At 63.4% G+C, this 12,766-nt stretch carries 12 protein-coding genes; 6 read left to right on the top strand and 6 right to left on the bottom strand.

Annotated features, from left to right (window positions below):
• Window positions 1-99: 99 nt before the first annotated feature.
• The 4 genes from AC1DB0_RS13680 to AC1DB0_RS13665 all read right to left on the bottom strand — a co-directional run bounded on the left by AC1DB0_RS13680 (window position 100) and on the right by AC1DB0_RS13665 (window position 3,740).
• The gene (locus AC1DB0_RS13680; protein WP_175171077.1) at window positions 100-1,101 is read right to left on the bottom strand and encodes an ABC transporter substrate-binding protein; all 1,002 of its coding nucleotides are present in this window, start codon (window positions 1,099-1,101) and stop codon (window positions 100-102) included.
• Between the two features lie 614 nt (window positions 1,102-1,715).
• On the bottom strand, window positions 1,716-1,955 hold the full coding sequence (locus AC1DB0_RS13675) for a hypothetical protein (RefSeq protein WP_476757109.1): 240 nt from the start codon (window positions 1,953-1,955) through the stop codon (window positions 1,716-1,718).
• Window positions 1,952-2,422, bottom strand: a complete 471-nt coding sequence (locus AC1DB0_RS13670; RefSeq protein WP_441371712.1) for a hypothetical protein — start codon at window positions 2,420-2,422, stop codon at window positions 1,952-1,954. The genes AC1DB0_RS13675 and AC1DB0_RS13670 overlap by 4 nt, the downstream gene beginning before the upstream one ends.
• Before the next feature lie 55 nt (window positions 2,423-2,477).
• On the bottom strand, window positions 2,478-3,740 hold the full coding sequence (locus AC1DB0_RS13665; protein ID WP_175171074.1) for a class I SAM-dependent methyltransferase: 1,263 nt from the start codon (window positions 3,738-3,740) through the stop codon (window positions 2,478-2,480).
• A 179-nt stretch (window positions 3,741-3,919) separates the two neighbouring features.
• Here AC1DB0_RS13665 and AC1DB0_RS13660 point away from each other — a divergent pair, with 179 nt between their 5' ends.
• The 6 genes from AC1DB0_RS13660 (at window position 3,920) to AC1DB0_RS13635 (ending at window position 9,879) form a co-directional block, all read left to right on the top strand.
• Window positions 3,920-5,119: a Bcr/CflA family multidrug efflux MFS transporter gene (locus AC1DB0_RS13660; protein ID WP_441371710.1), complete on the top strand. Its 1,200-nt coding sequence runs from the start codon at window positions 3,920-3,922 to the stop codon at window positions 5,117-5,119.
• A gap of 332 nt (window positions 5,120-5,451) precedes the next feature.
• A complete protein-coding gene (rpmB, locus tag AC1DB0_RS13655) occupies window positions 5,452-5,688 on the top strand; it encodes a 50S ribosomal protein L28 (RefSeq protein WP_054427120.1) in 237 nt (78 codons plus the stop codon).
• Window positions 5,689-5,722: 34 nt separating this feature from the next.
• Complete coding sequence (gene rpmG / locus AC1DB0_RS13650) at window positions 5,723-5,890, top strand: 50S ribosomal protein L33 (RefSeq protein WP_003810296.1); 168 nt, start codon at window positions 5,723-5,725, stop codon at window positions 5,888-5,890.
• Between the two features lie 127 nt (window positions 5,891-6,017).
• A complete protein-coding gene (locus AC1DB0_RS13645) occupies window positions 6,018-7,247 on the top strand; it encodes an ABC transporter substrate-binding protein (RefSeq protein WP_342066690.1) in 1,230 nt (409 codons plus the stop codon).
• The gene (locus AC1DB0_RS13640; RefSeq protein ID WP_476757108.1) at window positions 7,247-9,124 is read left to right on the top strand and encodes an ABC transporter permease; all 1,878 of its coding nucleotides are present in this window, start codon (window positions 7,247-7,249) and stop codon (window positions 9,122-9,124) included. The genes AC1DB0_RS13645 and AC1DB0_RS13640 overlap by 1 nt, the downstream gene beginning before the upstream one ends.
• Window positions 9,121-9,879 carry an ABC transporter ATP-binding protein gene (locus AC1DB0_RS13635; protein WP_054427118.1) on the top strand — a complete coding sequence of 253 codons (759 nt, stop codon included), beginning with the start codon at window positions 9,121-9,123 and terminating at the stop codon, window positions 9,877-9,879. Before AC1DB0_RS13640 ends, AC1DB0_RS13635 begins: the two co-directional genes overlap by 4 nt.
• Window positions 9,880-9,967: 88 nt before the next feature.
• On the opposite strand, the gene AC1DB0_RS13630 is transcribed toward AC1DB0_RS13635, so the two are convergent.
• On the bottom strand, window positions 9,968-11,749 hold the full coding sequence (locus tag AC1DB0_RS13630; RefSeq protein WP_476757107.1) for a SulP family inorganic anion transporter: 1,782 nt from the start codon (window positions 11,747-11,749) through the stop codon (window positions 9,968-9,970).
• Window positions 11,750-11,864: 115 nt separating this feature from the next.
• On the bottom strand, window positions 11,865-12,737 hold the full coding sequence (locus AC1DB0_RS13625; RefSeq protein WP_054427232.1) for a phosphonopyruvate hydrolase: 873 nt from the start codon (window positions 12,735-12,737) through the stop codon (window positions 11,865-11,867).
• Window positions 12,738-12,766 lie beyond the last annotated feature (29 nt).

Genomic DNA, 12,766 nt, shown 5'->3' with positions numbered 1-12,766 from the left:
TGAAGGGCTTTGCCTTCGGGGAGGCCCAGCTGGCGGGAACACATCCCGCTGGCCGGGCCGGCACGCGCCACAAGGGCGCGACACCAGCACCACGTTACGTTACAGCGCGCTTTGGACGCGCCCGGCGACGTCTGCGGGGACCCACTTGGTCCAGACATCGGGCTTGTTCTTCAAGAACCACTTGGCCACCGTGTTGGAATCGTCGCCAGACTCTTCCATGTGGGCCAGGGTTTCATTGATCACCGGCAGCGGCACCGAGACCTTAGCCAGGAAGGCGGTCAGCGTCGGGGCTTCTTCGGAGAACTTGGTGTTCACCGCGGTGAAGACGGGATTGTCAGGATAGGCGCTGGCCTCGGGCTTGGCGCACTTGGGCGACGTCAGGCACTTGTGCTTTTCGGCGTCGTAGGGCGGCATGTCCAGCTTGACCAGGTCCATCGCGCCAACCAGCGGCGTGGGCGACCAGTAGTAGAAGACGACGTTCTGCTTGCGCTTGTAGGCCGACATCAACGCCGCCTTTTGCGCCGCGCCCGTGCCGGGCGAGTACAGCGTGTAGGTGTCGTCCAGCTTCAAGGCGTGGAAGAGGTTGTTGCTGGTGACTTCGCAGCCCCAGCCCGCCGGGCAGCCGTAGAAACGGCCCTTGCCGGGTTCTTCCGGGTCCTTGAACTTGTCCTTGAACTTCGGCAGGTCGGCCGCGGACTTCAGTTCAGGCAGGCGTTCGGCCGTGTAGCGGGGGATGTACCAGCCTTCGGCGCCCATGTAGATGTCGCCGATGCGCTTGACCTTGCCAGTCTTTTCAGCGCGTTCCCAAGGTTCGGCCACGCTGTTCAGCCAAATCTCGGTATTGATATCCAGATCGCCGCGCTCAAGCGCAGCCAGGGCAGGCAGCGTTTCCGTCGGCAGGGTTTCGGTTTTGCAACCGTAGCCCTTTTCCATGATGAAACGTTCGACATCCACGAGGACCAGGTTGGATTCCCAGTTCATGGCGCCGAAATTGACCGGACGCTTGATTTCACATTGCGGCGCGTCGGCAGCTTGGGCTGCACCGGCAAACGCAAACAGAACGGCCGCGGCGGCCAGGGTCTTGACAGGGGTAAAACGCATTGGCTTTTGCCTCCATAGGTTCAGGGACACACGCCGGGTCTGGCCCGGAAGTGCCATGGAGCTAAGGGGGTTGTGCGGAAGACGGGCAGAACCGCCAATACAAACCGACACTAGCGACAAGAGGAACCGCAAAGGTGCGGAGTCTTGCAAGACAGAGGTTTCAAAAACGCGGTTTTTGAAAACCCACAGAAAGTGAACAAACTGAACGAAGAAGGCAGCATCTTAAACGAAATTGCTGCGCCGCCCAACCCCTGGGGTGAATGAAACAGATACATTCCCAAGAAAATCTGTACGGGATTACCCGGAGTAAACCGAGGCAAATTGCGAATTTCCTCTGGGAAATAATGGGTCAAAAATGAAGATACATTCAGTAAATATTATGTTCTTATTAGTACATTCAAGGCGTTCCAGAAGGCCGGGAAATCGCCGTTTTAAGCTCTTTCTGAGCATAAATTCAGGTGAAATTCAGCTGGAAGCGGCGGAGAATCGGCGCGGCGATCGGCTTCTGGACGGTTAGAGCGACAACGGGTTTGCAGAAATAATGCAGCGCAGCATGGGGCATGACAGAGAGTCAACGCCGCGAGCGCTGTGTTCTGCCCTATCCACCGTTCAATTCATCGCAGCCTTGCCTCTTCCGCGTTGATTCTGGCCAGGATGCGCTGGGCGCGCTGGCGCTGCGCCTGCAACACCGTCAGACGCTGACGAATGCCCGGCCCCGCCGCACGATACCGGCGCTCACGAACGCGATCCTCAAGCCAGAACGCGACTCGCATGCCCACCCAGGTCACAATCGTCATCCATACAACGGGTGCGTAATCGCCCCAAAATGCCGAGATATGGTGATAGATATTCATAGCCTCCTCGCCATCCATTCCGTTGCCACCGTTCCCGCAAAATAGTAGCTACTCCCGATGACGAACGGCGAGAACTCCATGATTTCTCGGACTTCATTACTGAACGACGCCATCAAAAGGTAGATCCAGCACACCGCGCCAAGGAGCGCCATCCAAAAACTCAACGCCGCGATGGACCGGGCCATCCCTCCTTGGCAGGCTTCACGGCTGGACGCCGCCGTCAACGCAACGAACAAGCCGATGCCCGCAACCGTCAGCGAAATCGGAAAAAAGGCGTCCTTGTCTGGCTGCCGGAAACCCACGCGGAGCAGGTACTCCACGGTCCCCATGATGATGGGAAGCACATAGATCAGCCGTCTGGTCGTCGAAGGGAATCCGCCGATTCTCATTGCTTGCACGCCTTTGCAAAGGAATGCGCGCGGCTGAGCCATCCCCGCCGACGCGCAGCGCCCAGGATGCAGGATCAAGCAAGAGTTGTGGCGGGAATGCGTGCCCGTTACCTACCCTGATTCCGTCCGACTTTCAGCGGTCACCGCTATACATATAGTCGCGCCGCCATGGGTACGAGAGGTCGGCGGGGTTGTCGAGTTCGTCCGGGCGGCCGGTGGCGGGCGGCTGGCCCAGGATCTGGTGCAGCGCGATCCAGCCGTGCTCGAACGCCATGGCGCAGCCGGCCAGATACAGGCGGTACGCCCGCAATGACCGTGCGCCCTGCTCGCCGCCTAATACCTGCGCGGCTTCGGGCAAGCGGGCTTCCAGCGCGTCGCTCCAGGCCCACAGCGTGCGCGCGTAGTGCGGCCGCAGGTTTTCGATGTCCACTTCCTCCAGGCCGCCATTGGTCATGGCTTCCATTACGACGCTGATGTGGGTCAGCTCGCCGCCGGGGAAGATGTATTTTTCGATGAATTCGCCCATGCCGTTGCCCAGCTCGGCGTTGTAGACGCCGGCGGCGGTAATGCCATGGTTCATGATCAGTCCGCCCGGTTTGAGCAGGCGGCGCAATTTGGCGAAGTAGCCTTCCAGCTGCGCCCGGCCCACGTGCTCGAACATGCCCACCGATGCAATCTTGTCGTAGGGCTGGGATTCATCCAGCTTGCGGTAGTCCAGCAGTTCCATGCGGACGCGGCCCGCCAGGCCTTTTTCCTGAATCAGTTTGGTCACGTGCGCATGCTGGTTGCGCGACAGCGTGATGCCGGTGGCGTCCACGCCGTAATGCTCGGCCGCCCACAGCAGCAAGCCGCCCCAACCCGCCCCCACGTCCAGAAAGCGCTCGCCGGCTTGCAGGCGCAGCTTGCGGCAGATGTGATCGAGCTTGGCTTCCTGGGCCTGCGCCAACGTCATGTCCGGCGTGCGGTAATAAGCGCAGGAATAGACCCGGCGCGGGTCCAGCCACAAGGCGTAGAAATCGTCTGACAGGTCGTAATGGAATTCGATCTGTTTGGCGTCCCGCTCAATCGAATGGCGCCACACCGACATCACTTTGCGCACCAGTTCCGTCAGCCAGCCGCCGCGCGCCGCGTCGACCGGAGACCCGGGCATCAGCGCCGACGCCGCCGCCATCACATCGCGCATATTGCCTTCGATATCGATGCGGCCTTCGACATAGTCCTGCCCCAGCACCCCGACTGCGCCTTCGGCCAGATGGGCGAGCGCGGTCTTGTCATGCGTGACAAAGCGCACGCGCGGGTCGGGCGGACCCAGCACCACGCCGTCAGGCAGAACGAGTTGGACGGTGACGGGCAACGCGTCGAGTTTGCGTTCCACAACAGACAACAAAGGATTCACGGCCTCTCCTCTGAACACGGTCGGACGCCAACGACTTTATCGGAAAACCGCTTAAATTTGCGTGTCAGGTTGCCCGTGATAAAGTCGCTGGCTTGGCGCAAACCCTGCAACAAACGCATTCGCGCCTTGTCTTTGCGCACTGTTTTTGCGCTACACCTCTGCGCTTTACCGCCACCACAATGCCCCCATCACCCGTTTCCCGCTCCGGCCTGCCCGGCTGGCTCATCCTCATGGGCGCGCTGACGGCGATCGGTCCGTTCGCCATCGACATGTACCTGCCCGCGTTCCCGACCATTGCGGCGAACCTGGGCGTGCCGCGCGGCGATGTCGAACGCACGCTGGCGGCCTACCTGATCGGCCTGGCGCTGGCGCAAGTGTTCTACGGCCCGATGGCCGACCGCTTCGGCCGCAAGCCGCCGCTGATGGTGGGGCTGGCGCTGTTCATGGTGGCGTCGCTGGGGTGTGCGCTGTCGGGTTCCGTCGAAGCGCTGACCGGCTGGCGCGTCGTGCAAGCCATGGGCGGCGCGGCGGGCATTGTGATTCCGCGTGCGGTGATCCGCGACCATTACGAAACCCATGAAGCGGCGCGCGCGATGTCGCTGCTGATGCTGATCATGGGCCTGGCCCCGATTCTGGCGCCGCTTGCGGGCGGGCAGTTGCTGGCCATCACATCGTGGCGCAGCCTGTTCTGGATCATGCTTGCCGGCGGCGCCATGCTGATGTTTGCCGTGGCGAAGATCATGAAGGAATCGCTTGCGCCCGAACGCGTGGTGCCGCTGCGCTGGAGCACCATCCTGCGCAACTATCGTGACCTGTTCCGCCATCGCGGCTTCATGGCGCACAGCCTGGCGGGCGGTTTTGGGCAGGCGGGCATGTTCGCCTACATCATTGGATCGCCGCGCGTTTTCATCGAACTGTATGGCGTGGCCCCCCAGTACTACGGCCTGCTCTTTGGCACCAACGCGCTGTCGCTGATTATCTGTTCGCAGATCAGCGCCCGCCTGCTGCGCACCTATAAGCCCCGCCAGCTGCAACGCAAAGCGCTGACGGCGCTGGCGCTGGCCAGCCTGGTGGCCGTTGCGCTGACGCTCGCGGGCTGGATGACCCTGCCCCTTTTGATGCTGTGCTTGATCAGCTATATGGGTAGTCAGGGTTTCGTGAACCCCAATTCGGCAGCGCTGGCGCTGTCGGAGCAAGGCAAGCGGCTGGGCGCGGCGTCTGCCTTATTGGGGACGCTGCAATTGTCCTGCGGCGCGCTGGCCGGTTTTGCCGTCAGCGCCTGGCAGACAGACAGCGCCCTGCCCCTGACGACCACGTTGGCGACCTGCGCCTGCCTGTCCTGGATTTCGGGCCGTGTGGCGCAAACCCACACCGCTTGAACATGGCCGCTTGATTTACTTGCGTTTTTCGTATTAGAATCGAAGTCTTCACATGAAGTTTCCCGTGCTGATCTACTATGCTTTGTAGTTCAGCACTCTGACCCCAACCGCGCATAGCGAGATTCCAACCGAATCTGCAGCGATAGATGCAGCGGGTGCAGGCAGCGGGTATAAGCACGGGCGGATTCCGATCCCCCTCATCCACTAAGACTGGGTGGCCGGCAAAGGCAGCGCAACAGGCAACACATTGCGCTTACTTCACAGCCCGGCGGCTAAAACCCTGTCTACCCCCCAAGCGATGCGCGACAAGAACGACATAAAGAGGTGCATCCATGGCACGCGTATGCCAAGTGACCGGCAAAGGCCCGATGGTGGGCAACAATGTTTCGCACGCGAACAACAAGACCAAGCGTCGCTTCCTGCCCAACCTGCAATCGCGCCGGTTCTGGGTTGAATCCGAAAACCGCTGGGTCCGCCTGCGCGTTTCGGCCAAGGCCATCCGCACGATCGACAAGAATGGCATCGACGCCGTCCTGGCCGACATGCGTGCCCGTGGCGAAGCCGCCTAATCGGCGCCCCCAATCACCATACTAGGAGCACGACATGGCCAAAGGTATCCGCGAAAAGATCAAACTCGAGTCGACCGCCGGCACGGGTCATTTCTACACGACCACCAAGAACAAGCGCAACATGCCCGAGAAGATGCTGATCAAGAAATTTGATCCGGTCGCTCGCAAGCACGTTGACTACAAGGAAACCAAGCTGAAGTAATTCAGCCGGTTTTCTGGTTAGCGAAAAGCCCTGCACGGTAACGTGCGGGGCTTTTTTATTGCCGCAAGGCAAAGGTGCGTGCTTCAATCCGGTCAAGCCCGATTCCTCTTGCTTCTCGATAACCGCCATGCTCCGTCCCTGCCTTACCCTGCTGCGCCGCGCGCTCGCGCCCGCGCTATTGGCCCTGGCGCTGACGCCGGTCGCCGTTGCCGTCGCCAAAGACCGTGAACCGCCGATCCGCATTGGCGAGATCAACAGCTACAAGGCCATTCCCGCTTTCCTGGGCCCCTACAAAAAGGGTTGGCAGCTGGCGCTGGAGCAGGTCAATGCCGAAGGCGGCGTGCTGGGCAGAAAGCTGGAGGTCATCTCGCGCGATGACAACGGCAACCCTGGCGATTCCGTGCGCGCCGCGCAAGAATTGCTGGCCCGCGAGAAAGTCGAGCTGCTGTTTGGCGGCTTCTTGTCCAACACGGGCCTGGCGCTGACCGATTTCGCCAAGCAGCAGCAGGTATTCTTCCTGGCCGCCGAGCCGCTCACGGACAAGATCACCTGGCAGGAAGGCAACCGCTATACGTACCGCCTGCGCCCGTCCACCTGGATGCACGTGGCGGCGCTGGCCCCCAAGGCGCTGGCATTGCGCAAGAAGCGCTGGGCCATCGTCTACCCCAACTATGAATACGGGCAGTCCGCCGTGGCCACGTTCAAGGCCATGATGAAGTCGTTCCAATCCGACGTGGAGTTCGTTGCCGAGCAGGCCGTGCCGCTGGGCAAGGTGGATGCCGGCGCGGTGGTGCAGGCCTTGGCCGACGCCAAGCCGGACGCCATCTTCAACGTGCTGTTCGCGGCCGACCTGACCCGGTTTGTCCGCGAAGGCAACACGCGCGGCCTGTTCGAGAACCGCGCCGTGGTGTCCGTGCTGTCCGGCGAACCGGAATACCTGGAACCGCTGGGCGCCGACACGCCGTCGGGCTGGATCGTGACGGGCTATCCCTGGTACGCCATCGATACGCCGGCCAACAACGCCTTCGTCGACGCCTACAAGAAGCGCTACAACGAGACGCCCAAGGTGGGTTCGGTGGTGGGCTACGCGTCGCTGATGTCTATCGCCCAGGGCCTGAAAGCCGCGGGCGCCGTAGATACCGAAAAGCTCGTCGACGCGTTTGCCGGCCTGAAGGTGGATACGCCTTATGGCCAGATCCAATACCGCAAGCTGGACCATCAATCGACGATGGGCGTCTATGTGGGCGTGACGGCGGTGGAAGACGGCAAGGGCATCATGAAAGACTTCACCTACATTGACGGTGCGCGTCTGCAACCGCCTGACGAACAGGTGCGCAAGATGCGTCCGGCACACTGATGAGCCTGTCGGGGCTGCTGTCGCAGTTGCTGAACGGGCTGGCAGACGCCAGCGCCTTGTTCCTGGTTGCCGCGGGTTTGTCGCTGATCTTCGGCGTCACCCGCGTCGTGAACTTCGCGCATGGCTCGTTCTACATGCTGGGCGTGTATCTGGCGTGGACCTTCACCACGGCATTTGGCGACGGCGCGGGCTATTGGGCCGGCCTGCTGTTGGCCGCGCTGGCCACCGGCCTGATCGGGGCGGCCGCCGAATGGCTGGTGCTGAAACGGCTGTACCAGGCGCCCGAACTCTTCCAGTTGCTGGCGACCTTTGCGCTGGTGCTCATCATCGGCGACGCTGCGCTGGCCATCTGGGGGCCTGAAGACCTGTTCGCCGCGCGCGCCCCCGGGCTGTCTGGCGCGGTGCAGATCCTGGGCCGCCGTTTTCCCGAATACGACTTGCTGCTGATCGCCGCCGGCCCCATCGTGCTGGGGCTGCTGTGGCTGCTGCTGATGCGCACGCGCTGGGGCCGGCTGCTGCGCGCGGCCGCTGAGAACCGCAGCATGCTGGCCGCCCTGGGTGTAAACCAGGCCTGGCTGTTCACGTCCGCGTTCACCTTGGGCGCCTTCCTGGCCGGATTGGGCGGCGCGTTGGCCGCGCCCCGCGTCCCCGCCACGCTGGGGCTGGACCTGGAGATCATCGCCAGCGCATTTGTCGTGGTCGTCGTGGGCGGGCTGGGCTCGATTCCTGGCGCTTTCCTGGCGGCGCTGCTCATTTGTTCAGTGAAGGCGGTGTTCGTCTTCCTGGGTCAGGTGGCAATCGGCCCCTGGGTGTTCAATCTGTCCAAGCTCACGCTGCTGGCCGAATTCGCCGTGATGGCGGTGGTGCTGGTGGTGCGCCCCTGGGGCCTGCTTGGCAAGCCCCCTGCCCCGGCGTCCCATGCAGCTGCCCCGGAACGCCCCATCGCCCCCGCGGGCCGGCGCTTGCGGGCGGCGTATGGCCTGCTAGTGGTGCTGTTGGCCCTGGTGCCGATTGCCGCTTTGCAATGGCCGTATCTCAGCATTCTGATGACCGAAATCCTGATCGCGGCGCTGTTCGCGGCCAGTTTGCACTTTCTGACCGGGCTGGCCGGCATGACGTCGTTCGGCCATGCCGCGTGGTTTGGTCTGGGCGCGTACGGGGCGGCCTTGCTGCTCAAACTGGCGGCCGTGCCGATGGAAGCCGCCTTGTTGCTCGGCCCGTTTGCCGCCGCCTTTGGCGCGTTGCTGTTCGGCTGGTTCTGCGTGCGGCTGTCAGGCGTGTACTTGGCGATGCTGACGCTGGCCGTCGCGCAGATTCTGTGGGCGCTGGCGTTTCAATGGGACGACGTCACGGGCGGCAGCAACGGCCTCATCGGGCTATGGCCGTCGTCGTGGCTGGCGCAAGGCCCGTGGTTCTATTACGTGACGCTGGCCCTGTGCGCGGCGGGCATCGCGTGGTTGCGGCGCTTGGCGTTTTCACCATTGGGCTACGCACTGCGAGGCGTGCGCGATTCGTCGTTGCGCGCGGAAGCGCTGGGCATGGAAACGCGGCGCGTGCAGTGGGCGGGCTTTGTGGCCGCGTCCTTTGCGGCGGGCATGGCGGGTTCGCTGTATGCGTTTTCCAAGGGCAGCATCGCGCCCGACGTGCTGGCCGTGAGCCGATCGGTGGATGGTTTGGTGATGGTGCTGCTGGGCGGCGTGCAAACGCTGGCCGGCCCGCTCGTGGGCGCTGCGTCCTACACGTGGCTGCAAGACGTAGCCGCGCGCAGCACCGAATACTGGCATGCCGTGTTGGGCGTGGCGATTCTGGCGTTGGTGCTGGCCTTTCCGGATGGCCTGGCTGGCGCCACCGCGCGTCTGCGGGGAAAGCGCGCATGACGGCCGCAACCGCCCTGCTGCAAGTGAAGGACTTGCGCAAATCCTTCGGCGGCATCGACGCCCTGGCCGGCGTGTCCTTCACGCTGGAGGCGGGCCAGATGCTGGCGCTGATCGGCCCGAACGGCGCGGGCAAGTCCACGTGCTTCAACGCGTTGGGCGGGCAATTACGCCCCGATTCCGGCTCGGTGCAGCTGGATGGCCGTGAACTCGTCGGCTTGTCGCCCGGCAAGATCTGCCGCCTGGGCGTGGGCCGCACCTTTCAGACCGCCGCCACGTTCCGCTCGATGACCGTGCGCGAAAACGTACAGACGGCTTTGCTGTCGCGTGACCGCCTGCTGTTCAACCCCTGGCGCCGCGCCGCGCACCACGCGGCCGACGAAGCCATGGATCTGTTGTCGCAAGTGCAGATGGCGGACAAGGCGCACGCCGCCTGCGGCACCTTGGCGTATGGCGACGTCAAGCGGGTTGAGCTCGCGATGGCGCTGGCGCATCGGCCGCGGCTGTTGCTGATGGACGAACCTACCGCAGGCATGGCCACCAACGAACGCCACGCGTTGATGCGCTTGACGCGCCAACTGGCCGACACGCAACGCCTTGCCGTACTGTTCACCGAGCACAGCCTGGATGTGGTGTTCAAGCATGCGGACCGCATCGCCGTGCTCGTGCGTGGCGCGCTGTTGGCCGAAGGCGAACCCGCCGCGATCGCCGCAGATGAACGCGTCCGCGCCGCCTATCTGGGTACCGATACGCCCTGACCGCAGGCCTTGCGTCATGGGTATCGACTCGCCCTGACCTCAGGCCCTGCGTCATGGGTATCGACTCGGCCTGACGCCAGGCCCCGCGTCAGTGGCCGCGTTGCGGGGAATCCGGCTGGCATTCCCAGAAGATCTTGGCCTGGCAGCCCGCGCAGATGCCGGGGTCCAGCTTGGCGTAGATCGCGTGCAGCGCCGTGGCCTTGTCCGGGTAGATATGGTCTTCGCCCAGGCGCGTCAAGAACCCCGTACGCCGCCACATATCCAGCACTTCCGGACGCGGCCGATGGAAATACAGATCGCCCCCCATCGCACGGCGCGCCGCAAGCTCGTCTTCCCACACCTGCGCGCCCGCCAGATCAATGAAGTTCATGCTCTTGGCCATCACCAGCAGATGGCGCGGCGCGTTCGCGGCTTCACGCAGCTCGTGCAAGCGCTGCGCCACATGCGCCGCCGCCCCGAAATAAATGGACCCTTCCATACGCAACAGCTTCAATTGCGGGCATTCCGGTAACGCATCCGGCTGGTGTTCCAGCACCACGAAGCGGCGGTCCAGCCCGCGAGAATCGAAGCCCATCGTCCGCATGGCAGGGCGCGACGTGCGGTGCAGGTACGCCATCAAAGACAGCACCGTCCCCAGCAGAATCGCCACTTCCATGCGGATCGTGACCGTGGCGGCCAGCGTGGCGGCGGCAATGGCGCTTTCGCCCGGCTGCATGCGGATCAATTCGCGCCAACGCGGAATATCCAGCAAAGTCCATGCCACCAGCAACAGCAGCCCCGAGATGGCCGCATTGGGAATCATCGCCAAGAGTGGCGCCGACACCGCTACCAGCACCACCAGCAGCACCGCCGAAAATACCGCGGCCAGCGGCGTTTTCGCGCCGGCTTCATAGTTCGGAATGGACCGGTTCAGCGACCCGCAAGACAGGTAGCAAGAGAAGAATCCGCCCACGATGTTCGACAGCCCCTGCCCCACGAATTCGCGGTTGGCGTCGATGCGCTGGCCCGAACGCGTGGCCACCGCCTTGGCGATGGAGATCGATTGCGCCAGCGCCACGATGGTCAGTGCGAACGCCAGGCTCAGCAGGTCGGGCAGCGCGCGCCAGTCGACGCTGGGAATATGAAACGGCGGCCAGGGCTGGGCAATGGCGCCCAACACGGACACGGGCGTACCGCCGTTAGCCGCAGCCCACGCATTGAATACCGCCGCCGCCGCAGACCCGGCGACCAAGCCCAGCAGCATGTAGGGTTTGCGCTTGTCCAAGCGGCGCACCAGCAACGCAACGCCCAACGTCGCGAGCGTCACCATTAGCGCGCCGGGATGCACCTGCCCCAGATGCGTGCCCACACTGACCAGCAAGGCCCCCGCGCCGTGCGATTCCGGCGATGGCATGCCCAGCGCGTCTTTCAAGGCATGCACCGCAATCAACAACGCGGCGCCGCTTGTGAACCCGAACAGCGCCGACGGAGAAATGAAGTGCGCCAGCGACCCCAGCCGCAACGCGCCCACCAGCCACTGCATGATGCCGACCAGCACCGTCACCGCAAGCGCCAGCTGGATATAGCCCGGGCTGCCGGCAACGGCCAACGGCGTCAGTACCGCAAACAGCGCGAGGGAATTCGCGTTGGTCGGGCCAGACATCACATGGCGGCTGGAGCCGAACAGCGCGGCCACAATACAGGGAATGATGGCGGAGTACAGGCCGTATTCGGGGGGCAGCCCGGCCAGCGTGGCAAACGCCACCCCTTGCGGCAATACCAGCAACGCCCCCAACAGCCCCGCCGACAAGTCGGCGCGCAAGGTCAGCCGATTGACGTCGTCGACCCAAGCGCCAAACATCCGGCCCGCCAGTTTCCTTCCCTGCGTCATGCTGTCTCGATTCCTGAGCTGGTGTGTCCCGCCCCTTCCACAGTGAAGGGTCGTCTAGCGTAAACGCTCACTCTGGCGCACGCAACGCATCCGGTGATGATCTTGTCACGCCCCATCACTTGAGATAGCGGCGTTCCAGCTCACGCATATCGGCATCGCCCTGCAACGCGATGATCTCCTTTACCGAAGGCAAATCCGCATCCACCGCATGAATGCCGCCATCGCTGCGGATGCGGGCAAATACGTCACGCATTGCCCCCACGGCCGCGCGGATGGCATGGTTTCCGTAGATCACCAGCCCCACTTTGCCCAGCGCCTGGATGTCGGATTCGCGCAGTTGCGGATACGCCGTCGGCACCAGCACCAACGGCGCACGGCCTTGCCACGCCGCAATAAAAGACAGGATTTCGTCAGGCGTGTTCTGCTTGGAATGAATCAGGATGGCGTCGGCGCCCGCGGCCTCATAAGCGTGAGCGCGGTCCAGCGCTTCTTGCTGGCCCAGCCCGGCGATCAGGGCTTCGGTGCGGGCGATCACGCAGAAATCCGGGTCGCGCCGTGCCGCGCAAGCCGCTTCGATCTTCCCTTGAAACTCCTGCACGCGCACGAGCTCCTGCCGCCCATTGGCGCGCAGGCTCGTGTCTTTGGGAAAGGTTTTGTCTTCCATCACCACGGCGGATACGCCGGCCGCTTCGTACTGCGGCACCATGTAGGACACGTTGATCGCGTTGCCAAAGCCGGTGTCGATATCGGCAATGACCGGTACGTCGACCGTGGCGGCGATGGCGCGCATCATATCCAGGTGCTGCGATGCGGAAAGAATGCTGGCGTCGGGCACGGCGTAGCTGGCGGACAGCTCAAACCCGCTGCCCCAGATGGCGTCAAAGCCCGCATCGGCGGCCAGACGCGCCGCCATCGGGTTATGGGCCGACATGGCGTGCATCAAGACGGAATCCTGCAATTTCTGGCGAAAGCGTGAGTTGCGGTTCATGGCGTGGCGGCGAAAGTTGCCGGCGCCCG

It is taken from the genome of Achromobacter sp. 10T422 (assembly GCF_056394065.1).
This window is presented reverse-complemented; position numbering and strand designations above follow the sequence as displayed.

What these genes read in the sequence shown, in the direction of transcription:
- AC1DB0_RS13625 (WP_054427232.1), bottom strand. Translation starts at nt 12,737, where the DNA reads ATGAACCGCAACTCACGCTTTCGCCAGAAATTGCAGGATTCCGTCTTG.
- AC1DB0_RS13645 (WP_342066690.1), top strand. Translation starts at nt 6,018, where the DNA reads ATGCTCCGTCCCTGCCTTACCCTGCTGCGCCGCGCGCTCGCGCCCGCG.
- AC1DB0_RS13640 (WP_476757108.1), top strand. Translation starts at nt 7,247, where the DNA reads ATGAGCCTGTCGGGGCTGCTGTCGCAGTTGCTGAACGGGCTGGCAGAC.
- AC1DB0_RS13675 (WP_476757109.1), bottom strand. Translation starts at nt 1,955, where the DNA reads ATGAATATCTATCACCATATCTCGGCATTTTGGGGCGATTACGCACCC.
- AC1DB0_RS13660 (WP_441371710.1), top strand. Translation starts at nt 3,920, where the DNA reads ATGCCCCCATCACCCGTTTCCCGCTCCGGCCTGCCCGGCTGGCTCATC.
- AC1DB0_RS13630 (WP_476757107.1), bottom strand. Translation starts at nt 11,749, where the DNA reads ATGACGCAGGGAAGGAAACTGGCGGGCCGGATGTTTGGCGCTTGGGTC.
- AC1DB0_RS13635 (WP_054427118.1), top strand. Translation starts at nt 9,121, where the DNA reads ATGACGGCCGCAACCGCCCTGCTGCAAGTGAAGGACTTGCGCAAATCC.
- rpmG (WP_003810296.1), top strand. Translation starts at nt 5,723, where the DNA reads ATGGCCAAAGGTATCCGCGAAAAGATCAAACTCGAGTCGACCGCCGGC.
- AC1DB0_RS13680 (WP_175171077.1), bottom strand. Translation starts at nt 1,101, where the DNA reads ATGCGTTTTACCCCTGTCAAGACCCTGGCCGCCGCGGCCGTTCTGTTT.
- rpmB (WP_054427120.1), top strand. Translation starts at nt 5,452, where the DNA reads ATGGCACGCGTATGCCAAGTGACCGGCAAAGGCCCGATGGTGGGCAAC.